Origin of the sequence: Amycolatopsis sp. YIM 10 (assembly GCF_009429145.1) — a bacterium.
Classification (GTDB): domain Bacteria; phylum Actinomycetota; class Actinomycetes; order Mycobacteriales; family Pseudonocardiaceae; genus Amycolatopsis.
In genome coordinates this window covers 34,099-49,756 of record NZ_CP045480.1, presented here as the reverse complement: position 1 = coordinate 49,756, position 15,658 = coordinate 34,099, and the positions used below count along the sequence as shown (strand labels likewise).

The following is a 15,658-nucleotide window of genomic DNA, read 5'->3' as shown; positions in this document are numbered from 1 at the left end:
TGGCCCTCAGTAAGCGTACGACTCCAGTTCGTACAACGAGTATCCGTAGTCCGTGCCCCGCCGGACACCCTCCATTCGCAGGTAACGGGCGTCAGTACGGGTGAAGGTGACCGTGTCCGTGCCGCCGTCCCCGTCGACGACGGACGCCACTTCGCGCCAGGCGGTCCCGTCGTTCGAGACCTGGATCCGGTAGTCCCGCCCGTACGCGGATTCCCAGCGCAGCACCGCACGGGCCACCGGCCGCACCGAGCCGTAGTCCACGGTGAGCGACTGCTGATCCGACCAGTCGCTGGCCCACCGGGTGTTCAGCTTGCCGTCCACCGCATTGGCGGGCGGCGAGTTGTACCAGCCGGTTTCGTGACTGGTGGCGGTCGCCTTCGCGCCCAGCGCGGTGTTCGAGACGTCCGCGCCCCGGCGGGCGGCGAACTCCACCACCTGCTGGTAGGTCGGCCGGTTCTGGGTGCTGATCTTGTCGTGCGTGATGCCGCCGAGCGGGCGGTGGATCAGCGAGTCGGCACACCACTGGTCACCGGCCGAGCAGTCGCCGTCGCCCGGGTAGACCTCGTTGATCGGCTGGGCGGCGGCCTGCTCCACGGTGTTCAGCAGGATCGTCCGGCACGCGGCCACGTCCCCGCCACCGCAGTACTCGGCACCGAGCGGCCCGGCCACCTGGTCCCCGAGCACCGCCCGGATGTCCTTGTGCACGTAGCCCCACCAGCCCGCCTGGTACGCCGAACCCTGGTGGCCCTGGCCGACGTGCTTGCCCGGCACCTCGTTCTGCCAGCCCGACGGCGACTCGTTGATCTTCAGCACGCCGGTCATCGCGGTGAAGGCGGGCGTGCCGAGGCCCGGCTCGAACTGGGCGCGCACCAGCAGCGGCCACCAGGCGTCCATGATCTTGATCGCGTCCGCGTCGGCGTAGGCCTTGCTGCCGGGGCTGGTCTCCGCCCGCAGGGCGCCCCGGCCCAGCCAGTCCTTCAGCTTGGTGAGCGCGGCTGCGGCGGCCGGATCGGTGACGGCCGCGGTGTCGATCACCCGCAGCAACTGCGGCAGCACCTTCTCCGCCCGCAGGTCGGCCAGCCCGGCCTCGGCCATCGCCTTGGTCAGGTTCACCCTGGTCACCTTGGTACCGCTGCCGATCAGCGCCTTGACCCGGCGGTCGAGCAGATCACCCCGGTGCACCGCGGACTTCTCGTAGCCGCTGGCCGCGTAGTCCTTGGCCTGCCCGTTGTTCCAGCTGATGTAGTAGTCCTGGTTGATCGAGTTCGGGTGCTGCTCGAACGGGGTGTAGTCGGCGCGGTTGGTGGCCGCGTTCCAGTTCTTCCACTCCAGTCCGGCGCCCGCCCTGATCGGCATGCTCGGATCGGCCGCCGGGTGCCGCACCGGGTTCGCGCCCGAGTTGTAGTAGGCGGTGTCCTGCGCGTCGGCGTAGAACCAGTTGAACGTGTAGTTGATGTGCGAGGCGGCGCGCTGGAAGTCCGCCGCCGACTTCACCGCACCGGGATCGTTGAACTCCTGGAACCCGATCAGCGCGTCGACCTCGTGGAAGTAGCTGGTGCGCAGTGCCGCGTAGGCCACCGGCTTGCCGTCGACGAGCGCGCGGTGCGTCACCGGTCCGTACTTGGTGCGGTAGGCCCGCAGCGTGTACGAACCGGCCGGCGTGCCGTCGGCGATCGTCGGCTTCCACGAGTTCTTGCGCTCGATGATCTCCATCGGCGTGCACTGGCCGTTGAAGAGGTAGGCGTTGGATTCCTTGGTGGCCGGCGCGCCCGACGGGTCGCACAGCTCCAGCGCGTAGGTGTCGATGATGTCCTGGTTGGCGCTGGTCGCGCTCCACGAGTAGTCCTGGCCGCGGCCGAGCAGCACGTACAGGCTGACCCCGGCGAACGAGGCACCGCGCGCGCTGATCCCCGGGCCCTGGAGTTCCTGCAGCATCAGCAGTTGCGGGGCGAAGTAGCTGGTCTGCGGACCGAACACGGCGACCGGGTGCCCGCTTTCGGTGTGCTTCCCGGAAACCACCAGCGCGTTGGACATGCCGTGCTTGTCGGTGAGCAGGTTCGACGGGAGCACCCCGTCGGCGAACACGTCGCGGGCCGGTTCCAACTCGGCGGGCGCGGCGGGCTTGGCCGAGGCGCCCTGGCCGCCGACCTCGTCGAAGACCGTCTGCTGTGGACTGACCGAACCTGGTTGCGGCATCGCCACGCCCTGCGGGTTCGCCGGGGTCTTGCCGTACGGGAAGCTCTGCCCGTCGTGCAGGGTGTTCACCGTCTCGGGATCGTTCTCCGCGCGCAGGCCCTTCCAGACCTTCTCGCCCTCCTCGACGCCGTAGCGCTCTTGGATGGCCAGCTTCGCGATCGCGGCCTGGACCTCACCGCCGCCTCCGCCGCCGAACTGCGCGCCGACCACCGAGGACAGCACCACCATGTCGGTCAGCTTGAACGGTTCGATCTTGCCCGCGTTGGTGATCGCGTCGACGTGCCCGGTCAGCACGTACTCACCGGGGAAGTAGCGGCCCGCGTGCGATTCGCTGATGTACTTGTTGATGCCTTCGACGTACGCCGTCGCGTCGGCGAAGCCCTGCGCGCCGCGTGGGCCCGAGTTCTTCACCTCGTCGATCTGCCGCTGCAGTTCTTCCTCGGTGTAGGGCGCGCTCGCGAAGAACGAGCGCTCCAGGTCGCGGTTGCCCTGGGCACCGCCGGCGAACGAGGACAGCTGACCGCGGCCGACGCGGCGCATCACGTCCATCAGCCAGAGCCGGTCCTGTGCGGCGGCGTACCCGGCACCGAACTCGGTGCCGGCGCGGGTGGTGCCGGTGATGTGCGGGACGCCGGTCGCCTTGTCACGCACGATGGTCACGTCGGAGCGCGGCTTGATCGTGCTCTCCACCTGGTCCGGTGGCACGCCGAAGGAGGCGTCGTTGAAGAACTTCCCGATGGTGTCGGTGGTCAGGCCGCGGTAGTTCGCGCCGAGGTCGGCGTACTTGCCGAGCTGGTCGGCCGAATGCGCGGGCCGGGTGCCGAGCGCCTTGTGCGCGAGGATCTCGGCGAGCGTGGCGTTGCCGTTCTGGCCCGGCGGCAGGATGTCGCCGCACTGGCCGAGGCAGTAGTCGATCGGTGGTGGTGCCTGTGCGACGGCCACCTGCGGTGGCACGGCCACCAGCGTCGCCGCCAGTGCCCCCAGCCCGAAGAACGTCCCGATTCGTCGGCGCATGCCACCGGCTCCCTTCGACGGTGTGACGTGGAGCACCGTACGCAGGAGTAACCGCGTTTGTGAATACCTCTCACTTTCTGTCGTCCCGACGGAGTATTGCCACCTCCGGCGTGAACCGGGGGCATCGCCTACGGTGGGTCCACTTGTGGGAACGAACAGGGAGGAACGCGGTATGGCACTGGAGAAGCCCGAGGTCGACGCCCCGGAGGGTCCGCCGCCCGCCGAGCTGACCGTGCACGATCTGACCGAGGGCGAAGGTCCCCAGGCCCAGGCCGGGAACACGGTCTCCGTGCACTACGTGGGGGTCGCGTACTCCACCGGGGAAGAGTTCGACGCTTCGTGGAACCGCGGGCAGACGCTGGACTTCCCGCTCGGCGCGGGTTATGTCATCCCCGGCTGGGACCAGGGCGTCGCCGGCATGAAGGTGGGCGGCCGCCGTCGCCTGACCATCCCGCCGCACCTGGCCTACGGCGACCGCGGGGCCGGCGGCAAGATCAAGCCGGGCGAGACGCTCATCTTCGTGGTCGACCTGGTCGGCGTCAGCTAGAAGCACCGGAACCCGGTCGGCGGCGCGGTAGGCTTTTCCACCGTGCTGCTGACCGAGTTCTGCGCGCGCTTGCCTTCTCTCCGCCGATCACTGCGGGGCGAGGATCGCGCGCTGGTCGAGCGGACCGTGCTCGCCGCGCGCAACGGTGAACCGGTCGACGCGCAGCTCACCCAGTTGCTCGGCTTCGGGCAACCCGGCGCCAGTGGCGTCGAACAGCCCGACGCCGGAATGACCGAGGTGCACGGCCCCTCGATCGGCGTCACCGGCGCCTACTTCTGCCCCACCGGCCAGTGCCCGCGCGTGGTCTACCGCAAGGCGGGCGAGGACCTGCCTACCTGCCCGGTGTTCGCCAGGGACCTGCGGTTCGTGGCGGACGGATGATCGCCACCACGCTGGTCACCGAGTTCGGCAAGAAGGCCGCGGAGCGCTGGCTCGCCCTGCTCGCCGTGCCGGGTCTGGTGTTCACCGGCTTCGCCGCGATCGGGCTGCTGCTCGGCCATTCCCGTTGGTTCGACCTCGGTTCGCTGCACACCCGCCTGGCGGGATGGTCCGGCGGCACCACACAAACCCTGCTGGTGGCGGTCGTGGCCGTGGGCGCGGCCTCGGCGGCCGGTTACCTCGCGCGGGCCATCGGCGGCGGAGTGGAGAACGTGCTCGCCGGGCAGTGGTCGCGACTCGGCGACCCGCTCGCGAAGCGCCTGACCGCGCGACGTCGTCAGCGCTGGGACGAACTGAACGACGGTGAGCACAACGAGCAGCGCAACCGCATCGCGCTGATCCCGCCGATCAGTCCCACCTGGACCGGTGACCGGCTGAGCGCGCCCGCGGTCCGCGTCCGGCAGAACTACGGGCTCGACCTGGCGAGCACCTGGCCGCGGCTCTGGCTGCTGCTGCCCGATTCCATGCGTGAACCGCTTTCCGCCGCACGCACCCGGCTCGACACCGCGTGCGCGCTCGGCGGCTGGACCGTGCTGTACCTGGCGCTCGGCCTGCGCTGGTGGCCCGCCGCGGTGATCGGCGTGGTGCTGGCGGGCCTCACCTGGCGACGCGCGCGAGCCGCCGCGGCCGGGTACGCCGACCTGGTCGAAGCCACCGTCGACGTGCGGCGCGACGAGCTGGTCCGCCACTTCGCCCCGGACGACGGGATCGGCCGGGCGCAGGGCCTGGAGCTGACCGAACGGTTCCGCAAGGGCACCTGAGCCCCACCCGTGTGAAGAACCTTGTCGCGAGCGGGATCCAGCGATACCTTCTGTACGTCACATGTGACAAGATTCTTCACTCTGTCACATGTGCCTGATCAAGGGGGACGCACACATGACATCACCGGACTGGATGCTGCCGGGATTCACCGAGCTGGCGCCGCTCGGCGCCGGCTCGTTCGGGCGGGTGGTGCTCGCCCGGCACGACCAGTCCGGGACCGAGGTGGCGATCAAGTACCTCTACGCCCGCTACCTGGCCGAGCCGGAGCACGTCGCCCGCTTCCGCGAAGAGGCACGGCAGGCGGCGCGGGTGATCAGCCCGCACGTGGCCAAGCTGCACGAGTTCGTCGAGCGGCCGGAGGGCGCGGCGATCGTGATGGAGGCCGTGCCGGGGGTGTCGCTGAAGGCGGTGCTGGCCGAAGGTCCGCTCGAACCGGAAGCCGCGCTCGCCGTGCTCAAGGGCTCGCTGCTCGGACTGGCCGCCGCGCACGCGGCGGGCACCGTGCACCGCGACTACAAACCGGACAACGTGCTCGTCGGCGCGGACCGGCAGAGCAAGCTGGTCGACTTCGGCCTGGCCGTGCTGGCCGGGTCCACCGGCGTCCCGGCGGGCACGCCCGCGTACATGGCGCCCGAGCAGTGGTCGTATTCCGTGGCCACCCCGTCCACCGACGTCTACGCGGCCACCTGCGTGTTCTTCCAGAGCGTCACCGGGGAACGGCCGTACGCGGCCGACGACTCGACCGTGCTGCGCGATCTGCACGAGTACGCGCCGATCCCGTTCGGCCAGGCGCCGGAACCGATCCGCGAACTCATCCGGCGCGGAATGGCGAAAAAACCCGAGCAGCGACCGGCGAACGCGGCCGAGTTCGTGTCCGAAGTGGAGCAAGCGGCCCGCGCTGGGTACGGCGAGGACTGGGAAAACCGCGGCCTTTCGCGACTGGCCGGGCGCGCGGCGGCGTTGATGGCGCTGTCCCCGGTGGCGATGCTGGCGGCCGCGGCGCAACTCGCCCCGGCCACCGGCGCGATGATGGGCAGCGGCACGGCGGCCACCGTCGGCGCGGGCGCGGGCAAGGCCGTTCTCGGTACCACCGCTGGGAAAGTGGTCGCCGGAATCGCCACGCTCGCGGTGCTGGCCGGTGCGGGCGCGGCGGTGATCATCGCGAACCAGGACGACCCGCCACCACCCGAACCCACGCCGATCGCCGCGCCCGCCGCCCAGCCGGGCCCGCAGTTCACCATCCAGAACGCCAGCCGGATCGTGGAAGGCACGTCGATCTCGGTGCGGGTCCAGCACGGCCAGGTGACCGGGCTGCCGAACGCCGACATCGAACGCAAGGTCAACGAATCCCTGCGGAACCCGGACGAACGGTTCGGTGGTTACCTGGTGAGCTCGCTCGGGCCGTACACACCGGCCGATTCCAGTGGTACCGCCGAATTCCGGATGCGGGGGCCGCGACTGGTCTCGCTGCGGCACGACTTCGCGCTGCCGGGCGGGGAGTACACGGTGGCGCCGATGTCGGTCACCGTGGACCTGGAAACCGGCGAGATCGTGGAGATCTCCGACTTCTTCGCCGATGTCACCGATTCCGGCGCGGCGAAACTGCAGGAGCGGATCGCCGGGCGCATCGCCGACTGCCCCGGCGTCGAGCCGTTCTCGGAAGACAGCTTCCGCGCGGTGCGCAGCATGCCGCCGGTGGTGCAGCCGATCGCCGCTCCCGACGGCCTCGACCTGATGCTGAACCTCGGTGCGCCGTGCGGCATGCGGGAAGTCGTTGTGCCCTACGCCGAGATCGCCGACCTGCTCACCCCGGAGTTCATCGCGAAACTCCCGCCGGGTACGGCGCCCGCCGCGCCGCCGACGCCAACGGCGCCGAAGTCGTCGAAGCCGCCGTCCGGCGCGGAGCCGGTGCCGCACACCGTCGAGGGCGCGGCGATGGTGCTCGACCGGTACTTCCGCGCCGTCGGGACGAAGAACACCGACGTGGTCTGCGAGCTCAGCGCACCCGCCTGGGACGCCGACGAAGTCGGCTCCTGCCCGGAGTTGTTCCAGGTCCTGTTCGACCACCTGTCACCGCAGGAACTGACCAAGGCCAAGAACGCCAAGACCGACCCGGGCAAGCTCCGCGCCGACGGGCCGAACCGGGTCATCGCGCCGCCGTCCGCGCTGGTGCAGATCACCGGCATCGACGACCAGGAAGGCTTTGTCCTGGAGTGGCGGCAGAACACGTGGCTGATCGTCTCGTGAGCACGGGGGAACCAAGAATGAGCGACGAAGAAGAAGCCTGGAGCCTCACGGATTCGTGGGACTACGGCGACGAACCGGCGGCGGCTCCGCAGCCGGAAACCAACGCGGCGCCGGTCACCGTGACCGGCACGCGGGTCCGGCTCGCACCGGACTGGCGGGAGCGGATCGATCCGCGCTCGCTGCACACCGAGGTGGTCACCGCGGCGAACCAGGCGGCCGCCGAAGCCGCGCTGCGGGGCACCGGGCCGGTGCGGGAACCGGTCCGGCCCGATCCGGCCACCGACCCGATCACCCCGGCCGACGCGCTGCGCCTGCTCGACTCGGTGCGGGCCGACCTGGACGCGTTCGCCCGCCAGGTGGCGGCCTTCGACAACCGGCCGGAATGGGTGGACAGCGACGGCGGGCACGTGTCGGGCTCCACCGCCCACGGCGCGGTCCGCGAGTTCGAGATCGACGCGAAGTGGGCCCGCAGCGCCCCGAACGCCGAAATCGAGGCGGAACTCACCGATGTGCTGACCAGGTTGCGTGACAAGGACGACCCGAGCGCGCTGATCGCCGGGCCGCGGACCCCGGCGGTCGCCGAGCTGCGTGCCCTCACCGCCGACCCGCAGGCGCTGCTGCGCCGGGTCGGTCTCCTGCCCTCGAAGGGACCGTCGGCATGACCTTCGACCCGAACAAGCCGAGCGACGAGGACATCCGGGTCGCGCTGAGTGACCTCCGGCACGACGCCGGGATCTGGGAAGACGCGCAGGAGCTGCTCGCCGCCCCACGGCAGTCCGCGCAGAACCTGAAGCTGCCGGAGGGCGCGCTCGGGTACGTCGGCGCCCCGACCGGGCTGGCCGCGGACGTCGAAGCCGCGCGGACGCAGCTCGCCTCGATGCTCGTCCAGGCCGAGGCGTACTTCGGCACGATCGCCGGCAACCTGCGCAAGGCGGCGAACGCCTACGAGGCGGACGAGCGCAACCACCTGCACGAACTCCACAAGTACTACTGAGCGACCGGGAGATCCTCTGATGGAAATGCTGGTCACACCGAACGTGGACCGCGTGTTGCGGGAAGCGCAGGCGTACCGCGAAAAGGTGCAGAAGGCGCTCGACGACTTCATCCGGGAGGCGCGCAAGCAGCTCGCGGAGATCCCGGGCTTCCTCGACAAGCTGGTGAAACCGGCCAAGGACGCCCTCGCCGAACTGGTGCGGCTGCACCAGAAGCTGGTGGAACTGGTGGCGCCGCTGTTCACCCACATGGGCTCGCCGTCGACCCTGCGCGAGACCGCGGACGGCTGGAGTGAGCAGGTCAACACCAAGCTGGCCGCCATCTCCGACGACGAGCTGCTCAAGCTGACCGCCGCGCACCGGTGGCACAGCGACGGGGCCACCGCCTACCGGCAGCTGATCCCGATCCAGCAGAAGAAGCTGGACGAGGTGGCCGACCTGGCCGCCGAGCTGCGCTCGAACCTGCGCGCCATGGCGAACGCCGTCGAATCCTTCTGGACCGCACTGGCCCTCGGCTTCGGGAGCTGCGCCACCGCCGTGATCGGCATCGCCTTCACCGCGTCCACCGGCCCGATCGGCGGCACCATCGGCGTCATCGGCCTGATCTCCTCGGTGGTCAGCGAGCTGCTGGACCTGGTCACCGCCGCCGTGGAAGGCCTGCAGACCCAGTACCAAACCGCCAAAGACGCCCAAGCCGCCATCACCGAAAAGCTCACCAACCTAGGCACCGCCTGGCCCAAAACCACCACCGACCTAGCCGATGGCTCCATCTCCGACAAGGACCGCTCCCTCTGGCGCCTGAACACCTAGCCCTATGACCCATCCCACAGCCACCTGAGAAAACAGCTGCTCAGCCAGGCAGCAGCACGCGGGCCAGGGCTCGCCCCTCACCGCACCGCAGGTTTGGGCGGCTCGGCCCCCACCGCACCGCGGGGGTTTGGGGGGCTCGGCCCCCCAAGCAGAATAAGGACAACGGGAAAGGGCCCCGCGGCGAAGCTCGCGGGGCCCTTGAACAACGTGGGCGAGGAGGGAGTTGAACCCTCACGTCCTTTCGGACACACGGACCTGAACCGTGCGCGTCTGCCATTCCGCCACTCGCCCGAGTGCTTCACTGCGACAGCGAGAGCAGCCTATCAGGCTGGTTGAGGCGGTTTCACCGGGGGCCGTGTAGAACCGCCCGCACCCGGATAGGATCGGTGCGGAAGCACAGACGCGTGAGAGGAGGGTGTGCCCGGTGGGCCGCGCTAAGCGTTTTGATCGGCGCCTGGAAGGCCTGGTAGGCAACACCTTCGCGCGCATGTTCGGTGGCAATGTCGTCACGCAGGAAGTGGCGCAGGCACTGGAGCGTGAGAGTGAGGACAACGTTCGTGAGCTGGCCGGCGGCCGTGAGCTCGCGCCCAACCACTACATCGTGTCGCTGGGCCCGACAGATCACGACCGGATGGCCGGTGACGAACAGCGCGTCACCAGGGTGCTCGCCGAAGCGGTGGCGGAGCATCTCGCCGAGCAGGGGTGGGACACCTATGGTGACGTCGTAGTTTCGCTCGAGCGCAACGAGGCGCTGCATACTGGACAGTTCAAGACACGCTCGTCCGTCGATCCCGATGTCAAGGCCAGTGAGATCACCGCCCCCGGCAACGGAAGTCCTGGACGGTCAGCACGACCCAGCAACGCAGGAGACCCAGCAATGAGTCAGCCCCCGGGCTACGGCCAATACGACCAGGGTGACCCGTACGGCCAGCAGGGCCAGTACGGCTACGGACAGCAGGGCCAGCCCGGTTACGACCAGGGCGGTTACGGCGGCCAGCAGCAGCCGGGTTACGACCAGGGCGGCTACGGCGGCGGTCAGCCCGGCTACGACCAGGGCGGCTACGGCGGTGGCCAGCCCGGCTACGACCAGGGTGGGTACGGCGGCCAGCAGCCCGGGTACGACCAGGGCGGCTATGGCGGTCAGCAGCCCGGGTACGACCAGGGTGGGTACGGCGGTGGCCAGCCGGGTTACGACCAGGGCGGGTACGGCGGCGGTCAGCCGGGTTACGACCAGGGCGGTCAGCCCGGGTACGACCAAGGTGGCTACGCCGGTCAGCAGCCCGGGTACGACCAGGGCGGCGGCTACGGCGGTGGCCAGCCGGGTTACGACCAGGGCGGTTACGGCGGCGGTCAGCAGCCGTACGGCCAGCCCGCGGCGCCGGACCCGTACGCGCAGGCCGGCTACCAGCCGCCCGCCACGCAGAGCGGCAACCGGCAGCTCGCCGCGAGCCTGCAGCTGGACGACGGCTCGAACCGGAGCTACTCGCTCAAGCAGGGCGGCAACGTGGTCGGCCGCGGCCAGGACGCCGACTTCCGGCTGCCGGACACCGGGGTCTCCCGGCGGCACCTGGAGATCACCTGGGACGGCCAGAGCGCCACGCTCGCCGACATCGGGTCCACCAACGGGACCACGGTGAACGGCACTCCGGTGCAGACCTGGCAGCTGGCCGACGGCGATGTGATCAGGGTCGGTCACTCGTCTCTGGTGTTCCGCACACAGGGCTGACGTAGGCCCCGTCCGACCGCTCCCGCAGAATGTGAGTCCGCGGGAGCGCTGTGACGTACCGGCGTCATCGCAAGAAGCCGCACTGAGGAGCTGACACACAAGGTGCCAGAGCTGGTCGTTCAACTGACCAGGGTGGGATTTCTCGTCCTGCTCTGGCTGTTCGTGCTGGCCGCGCTTCGGGTGGTCCGCTCCGATCTGTACGCGGCCTCCGGCCTGCGCGTGGCCTTGCCGAGCCTGCGCCGGAACAAGGAGAAGAAGCCACCGCGTGGCGGGAAGGTGCCCCGGCAGATGGTGGTCACGCACGGGGCGCTGGCCGGCACGCGGATCGCGCTGGACGGCCGCCCGATCCTGATCGGGCGCGCCGACGACTCGACCCTGGTGCTCGACGACGACTACGCATCGACCCGGCACGCACGTATTTCACTGCGCGGGGAAGACTGGTACGTGGAAGATCTGGGCTCGACGAACGGGACCTACCTCGACCGGGCTAAGGTCACAGCACCCCTCCGAGTACCTCTCGGGGTCCCCATCCGGATCGGCAAGACGGTGATCGAGCTTCGCCCATGACCCTCGTCCTCCGCTACGCGGCCCGCAGCGACCGTGGCCTGGTGCGATCCAACAACCAGGACTCCGTCTACGCCGGCCCCCGCCTGCTCGCTCTGGCCGACGGCATGGGCGGGCACGCCGCCGGTGAAGTCGCCAGCAAGGTCGTCATCGCCTCCCTGGCGCCACTCGACGACGACGAACCCGGTGACGACCTGCTCTCGCAGCTGCGTGACGCGGTCGCCGCCGGCAACGGCGCCATCGCCGAACTGGTGGCCAACGACCCCGACCTGGACGGCATGGGCACCACGCTCACCGCGGTGCTGTTCTCCGGCTCGCGGCTCGGCCTGGTGCACGTCGGCGACTCGCGCGCCTACCTGCTGCGCGACGGGCAGTTCACCCAGATCACCCGTGACGACAGCTTCGTCAACGAACTGCTCGAACAGGGCCGCATCACCGAGGAGGAGGCGGCCACCCACCCGCAGCGGTCGCTGCTGCTCAAGGCGCTGACCGGGCACGAGGTGGAACCGAGCCTGACCGTGCGCGAGGCCCGTGCCGGTGACCGCTACCTGGTCTGCTCCGACGGGCTGTCCGGCATGGTCAGCGACGAGACCATGGCCGAGGCCATGCGCATCCCGGACCCGCAGGACTGCGCGGACCGGATGATCGAGCTGGCGCTCAAGGGCGGCGGCACGGACAACGTCACGGTGATCATCGCCGACGTGGTGGACATCGACTACGGCGAGAACGCGCCGATCGTCGGCGGAGCCGCGGGCGACGGCAGTGACGACTACAACCACCAGGGTGACTCCCCCGCCGCGCGGGCCAGGGCGCTGACCCAGCCCCAGCCCCAGCCGCGGCGCCAGGACTCCCCGCCGCCCCCGGACCCGAAGGCCAAGCGCCGGAAGCTGTTCCGCATCTTCGGTGTGCTGATCCTGGTGCTGGTGGTGCTCGCCGCCGGGGTCATCGCGACCAGGTACTGGGTGCTGAGCCAGTACTACGTCGGCGCGGGCGCGAACGACGAAGTGGTCATCTACCAGGGGGTTTCCGGCAGCGTGCTGGGTCTGGACCTGCAGGAGCAGGTGGAGGACTCGTGTGCGCCCGGCGCCAACCTGTGCGACCGGCTGCTGCTGTCCGACCTGCAGGAGGCCCCGCGCGAGGACGTGCGCAACGGGGTGCGGATGGACAGCCTGGCCGCGGCCCGCGACTACATCGACTCGCTGTGGGACAAGCGGCTGCCGATCTGCCCCGAGCCCCCGAGCCAGGGCGGCGGCATCCCGGGTGAGGTGCCGGGTTCCGGTGGCGGCCTGATCGGCGGCTTCGGCGCCCAGCAGCAGACCCCGGTCCAGCCGCCGCCGTCCGAATCGGCACCCCCGGCCGACCAGTCCTCCACGCCGGTTGACCCCCCGAGTCCGGATCGCCCGGGGGTGGACTGCCGGCTCGCCACGGGCGGCGTCCGCTGATGGGCCAGCCCAACTCCGATCCCGCCGGTCAGTACGTCACCAATCCCCCGCGTGAACTGCCGACCCGACGCGGAACGGAACTGGCGATGCTGGGCTTCGCCTCGGCCATCGTCACCGCGGCGTTCATGCTGGTGGAGGCGAACCAGGAGCAGGAACTCAGCTTCGCCATCCTCTGGTACGGGCTGGCGTACATGGCGATTCTCACCGTGGCGCATCTCGCGGTGCGCAAGTGGGCGCCCTACGCCGACCCGTTGATCCTGCCGTGCGTGGCCCTGCTCAACGGGCTGGGCCTGGTGATGATCTATCGGATCGACCTGGCCAGGGCCGAGAAGGCACTGCAGGCCGGCAAGGAGTTCTCGGCCAACGCGCCCAAGCAGGTGATGTGGACGGTCATCGCGCTGGCCTTGTTCCTGGCCGTGCTGCTGCTGATCAAGGACCACCGCACGCTGACCCGCTACGCCTACACCTTCGGCCTGGTCGGCATCATCGCGCTGGCCCTGCCCGCGCTGCTGCCCAGCTCGTTGTCCGAGGTCAACGGCGCGAAGGTGTGGCTGAAGCTCGGCATCTTCTCCATCCAGCCCGGTGAGTTCGCGAAGATCCTGCTGATGATCTTCTTCGCGTCCTTCCTGGTGTCGAAGCGCGATCTGTTCATGGCGGCGGGCAAGCGGGTGCTGGGCATCGAACTGCCGCGCGCCCGCGACCTCGGCCCGATCCTGATCGCCGCGGTGGCCTGCCTCGGCATCCTGGTCTTCGAGAAGGACCTCGGCACCTCGCTGCTGTTCTTCGGCGTGGTCCTGATGATGCTCTACGTAGCCACCGAGCGGATCATTTGGGTGATCCTCGGCCTCGGGCTGTTCTTCGGCGGCTGCCTCATCGCCTTCCAGCTGTTCACGCACGTACAACAGCGTGTGGCGAACTGGATGGACCCGCTGGCCACCTACGACGACCCCGGTGGCGGCTACCAGATCGCCCAGGGCCTGTTCGGCCTGGGCACCGGCGGGGTCGGTGGCACCGGCCTCGGTGCCGGGCGCCCGGAAATGGTGCCCGAGTCCAGCACCGACTTCATCACCGCGGCGATCGGCGAGGAGCTCGGCTTCATCGGGCTCTGCGCGATCCTGATGGTCTACCTGATCCTGGCGATGCGCGGTATGCGCAGCGCGCTGGCCGTGCGCGACACCTTCGGCAAGCTGCTCGGCGGTGGCCTGTCCTTCGCCATCGTGATGCAGTTGTTCGTGATCGTCGGCGGGGTCACCAAGCTGATCCCGATGACCGGTATCACCACCCCGTTCCTGTCCTACGGTGGTTCGTCGCTGCTGGCGAACTACATCCTGGTCGCCCTGCTGCTGCGGATCTCCGACGCCGCGCGGCGCCCGCAGACCAGTGCGAAGCCGCGCCCGCAGCAACAGGCGCCGCTGGCCGAAGCCCATACGGTGATGGTGGAGCGTCCGAAATGAACACACCACTGCGCCGCGTCGGCGTGACCATGCTCGTGATGCTGCTGCTGCTACTGGTGAACGCCACCTACGTGCAGTTCATCAAGGCCGACGACTACCGCACCGACAGCCGCAACGCGCGGGTCCTGCTCGACGAGTACTCCCGCCAGCGCGGCAAGATCATCGCGGCGTCCAACGGCCAGGTGCTGGCCGGGATCGAGCCGACCGACGACAAGTACAAGTTCCTCCGCACCTATCCCGGCGGTGCGATGTACGCCCCGGTCACCGGCTTCTACTCGATCCGGTACGGCGCCGGCGGCATGGAGCGCGCCCAGGACGAGGTGCTCAACGGCTCCGACCCGCGGCTGTTCGTGCGGCGGCTGTCGGACATGGTCACCGGGCGCGACCCGCGTGGCGGGAACGTGGCGCTGACCATCAACCCCGCCGTGCAGAAGGCCGCCTACGAGGGCATGACCAAGAAGGGCTACACCGGCGCGCTGGTGGCCTTGGACCCGAAGACCGGCGAGATCCTGGCCATGGTGTCCACCCCCTCCTACGACCCGAGCGCGCTCGCCTCGCACGACGGCAAGGAGATGGAGAAGGCCTGGACCGGCTTCGACGCCGACCCGAGCAAGCCGATGCTGAACCGGGCCATCTCGGAGACCTATCCGCCGGGCTCCACCTTCAAGATCGTCACCACCGCGGCCGCGCTCGAGGACGGCATGAAGCCGGACAGCCAGGTCACCACCGCGGCCAACGTGAAACTGCCCGGCACCAACGCCGACCTGGAGAACTTCGGCGGCGCGACCTGCCAGGGCAGCACGCTCAAGGACGCGCTGGCCTACTCGTGCAACACCGCCTTCGCCGAGATCGCCGGCGGGCTGGGCAAGGACAAGCTGACCGAGACCGCGGAGAAGTTCGGCATCGGCCAGACCGATCTGACCGTGCCGATGCGGGTCGCCCCCTCCGGCCTCGGTGACCTGGCGGGCAAGCCGCAGCTGTACCAGAGCGGGATCGGCCAGCGCGACGTCCGGCTGACCCCGCTGCAGGTGGCGCTGCTGTCCTCGGCGGTGGCCAACGGCGGTACCGCGATGAAGCCGCAGCTGATCAAGTCGCTGCTGGCCCAGGACCTGTCCGAGATGGAGAAGATCAGCCCCGAGGAGCTGACCGGCGACCCGGCGATGTCCTCGGCCAACGCGGCCATCCTGCGCGACATGATGCTCGCGTCGGAGGCCAACACCAAGGGTGGCGGCAAGAACGACGCGCTGAAGATCGCTTCCAAGACCGGCACCGCCGAGCACGGCAGCGACCCGAAGGCCACCCCGCCGCACGCCTGGTACACCGCCTTCGCCCCGGCCGACGACCCGAAGATCGCGCTCGCCGTGATCGTCGAGTCCGGTGGGGACCGCGGCCTCGCCGCGACCGGTGGCACGGTGGCCGCCGAAATCGGCCGGTCCGCCATCGCCGCCGCGCTCGGGGGTGGATGA

13 protein-coding genes and 1 tRNA gene are annotated in these 15,658 nt (G+C 69.8%); 12 read left to right on the top strand and 2 right to left on the bottom strand.

Annotated features, from left to right (window positions below):
- Positions 1–6: 6 nt before the first annotated feature.
- Positions 7–3,210 (bottom strand): penicillin acylase family protein, encoded by a 3,204-nt coding sequence (locus tag YIM_RS00245; protein ID WP_153028413.1) that lies wholly within the window; start codon positions 3,208–3,210, stop codon positions 7–9.
- A gap of 172 nt (positions 3,211–3,382) precedes the next feature.
- Here YIM_RS00245 and YIM_RS00240 point away from each other — a divergent pair, with 172 nt between their 5' ends.
- The 7 genes from YIM_RS00240 (at position 3,383) to YIM_RS00210 (ending at position 9,006) form a co-directional block, all read left to right on the top strand.
- Entirely contained in the window at positions 3,383–3,757 is a 375-nt protein-coding gene (locus YIM_RS00240) for an FKBP-type peptidyl-prolyl cis-trans isomerase (protein WP_153028412.1), read from the top strand.
- A gap of 42 nt (positions 3,758–3,799) precedes the next feature.
- Positions 3,800–4,138: a hypothetical protein gene (locus YIM_RS00235; protein WP_153028411.1), complete on the top strand. Its 339-nt coding sequence runs from the start codon at positions 3,800–3,802 to the stop codon at positions 4,136–4,138.
- On the top strand, positions 4,135–4,956 hold the full coding sequence (locus YIM_RS00230; RefSeq protein ID WP_153028410.1) for a hypothetical protein: 822 nt from the start codon (positions 4,135–4,137) through the stop codon (positions 4,954–4,956). Before YIM_RS00235 ends, YIM_RS00230 begins: the two co-directional genes overlap by 4 nt.
- A gap of 115 nt (positions 4,957–5,071) precedes the next feature.
- Positions 5,072–7,204 (top strand): serine/threonine-protein kinase, encoded by a 2,133-nt coding sequence (locus YIM_RS00225; protein ID WP_194239995.1) that lies wholly within the window; start codon positions 5,072–5,074, stop codon positions 7,202–7,204.
- A gap of 17 nt (positions 7,205–7,221) precedes the next feature.
- Positions 7,222–7,866, top strand: coding sequence for a hypothetical protein (locus tag YIM_RS00220; RefSeq protein WP_153028408.1), 645 nt, complete (start codon positions 7,222–7,224; stop codon positions 7,864–7,866).
- The gene (locus YIM_RS00215; protein WP_153028407.1) at positions 7,863–8,198 is read left to right on the top strand and encodes a hypothetical protein; all 336 of its coding nucleotides are present in this window, start codon (positions 7,863–7,865) and stop codon (positions 8,196–8,198) included. The genes YIM_RS00220 and YIM_RS00215 overlap by 4 nt, the downstream gene beginning before the upstream one ends.
- A gap of 19 nt (positions 8,199–8,217) precedes the next feature.
- The gene (locus YIM_RS00210) at positions 8,218–9,006 is read left to right on the top strand and encodes a hypothetical protein (protein ID WP_153028406.1); all 789 of its coding nucleotides are present in this window, start codon (positions 8,218–8,220) and stop codon (positions 9,004–9,006) included.
- 208 nt (positions 9,007–9,214) lie between these two features.
- On the opposite strand, the gene YIM_RS00205 is transcribed toward YIM_RS00210, so the two are convergent.
- Positions 9,215–9,297, bottom strand: a tRNA-Leu gene (locus tag YIM_RS00205).
- A 133-nt stretch (positions 9,298–9,430) separates the two neighbouring features.
- Between YIM_RS00205 and YIM_RS00200 the strand changes: the two genes are divergently transcribed.
- From YIM_RS00200 to YIM_RS00180, 5 genes are all read left to right on the top strand, one after another.
- Positions 9,431–10,732, top strand: coding sequence for a DUF3662 and FHA domain-containing protein (locus YIM_RS00200; protein ID WP_153028405.1), 1,302 nt, complete (start codon positions 9,431–9,433; stop codon positions 10,730–10,732).
- A 102-nt stretch (positions 10,733–10,834) separates the two neighbouring features.
- Positions 10,835–11,299, top strand: a complete 465-nt coding sequence (locus YIM_RS00195; protein ID WP_153028404.1) for an FHA domain-containing protein — start codon at positions 10,835–10,837, stop codon at positions 11,297–11,299.
- Entirely contained in the window at positions 11,296–12,738 is a 1,443-nt protein-coding gene (locus YIM_RS00190; RefSeq protein ID WP_153028403.1) for a PP2C family serine/threonine-protein phosphatase, read from the top strand. The genes YIM_RS00195 and YIM_RS00190 overlap by 4 nt, the downstream gene beginning before the upstream one ends.
- Positions 12,738–14,192, top strand: a complete 1,455-nt coding sequence (locus YIM_RS00185) for an FtsW/RodA/SpoVE family cell cycle protein (RefSeq protein WP_153028402.1) — start codon at positions 12,738–12,740, stop codon at positions 14,190–14,192. The genes YIM_RS00190 and YIM_RS00185 overlap by 1 nt, the downstream gene beginning before the upstream one ends.
- The gene (locus YIM_RS00180) at positions 14,189–15,658 is read left to right on the top strand and encodes a penicillin-binding protein 2 (RefSeq protein ID WP_153028401.1); all 1,470 of its coding nucleotides are present in this window, start codon (positions 14,189–14,191) and stop codon (positions 15,656–15,658) included. The genes YIM_RS00185 and YIM_RS00180 overlap by 4 nt, the downstream gene beginning before the upstream one ends.

What these genes read in the sequence shown, in the direction of transcription:
- YIM_RS00245 (WP_153028413.1), bottom strand. Translation starts at nt 3,210, where the DNA reads ATGCGCCGACGAATCGGGACGTTCTTCGGGCTGGGGGCACTGGCGGCG.
- YIM_RS00240 (WP_153028412.1), top strand. Translation starts at nt 3,383, where the DNA reads ATGGCACTGGAGAAGCCCGAGGTCGACGCCCCGGAGGGTCCGCCGCCC.
- YIM_RS00230 (WP_153028410.1), top strand. Translation starts at nt 4,135, where the DNA reads ATGATCGCCACCACGCTGGTCACCGAGTTCGGCAAGAAGGCCGCGGAG.
- YIM_RS00225 (WP_194239995.1), top strand. Translation starts at nt 5,072, where the DNA reads ATGACATCACCGGACTGGATGCTGCCGGGATTCACCGAGCTGGCGCCG.
- YIM_RS00220 (WP_153028408.1), top strand. Translation starts at nt 7,222, where the DNA reads ATGAGCGACGAAGAAGAAGCCTGGAGCCTCACGGATTCGTGGGACTAC.
- YIM_RS00215 (WP_153028407.1), top strand. Translation starts at nt 7,863, where the DNA reads ATGACCTTCGACCCGAACAAGCCGAGCGACGAGGACATCCGGGTCGCG.
- YIM_RS00210 (WP_153028406.1), top strand. Translation starts at nt 8,218, where the DNA reads ATGGAAATGCTGGTCACACCGAACGTGGACCGCGTGTTGCGGGAAGCG.
- YIM_RS00190 (WP_153028403.1), top strand. Translation starts at nt 11,296, where the DNA reads ATGACCCTCGTCCTCCGCTACGCGGCCCGCAGCGACCGTGGCCTGGTG.
- YIM_RS00185 (WP_153028402.1), top strand. Translation starts at nt 12,738, where the DNA reads ATGGGCCAGCCCAACTCCGATCCCGCCGGTCAGTACGTCACCAATCCC.
- YIM_RS00180 (WP_153028401.1), top strand. Translation starts at nt 14,189, where the DNA reads ATGAACACACCACTGCGCCGCGTCGGCGTGACCATGCTCGTGATGCTG.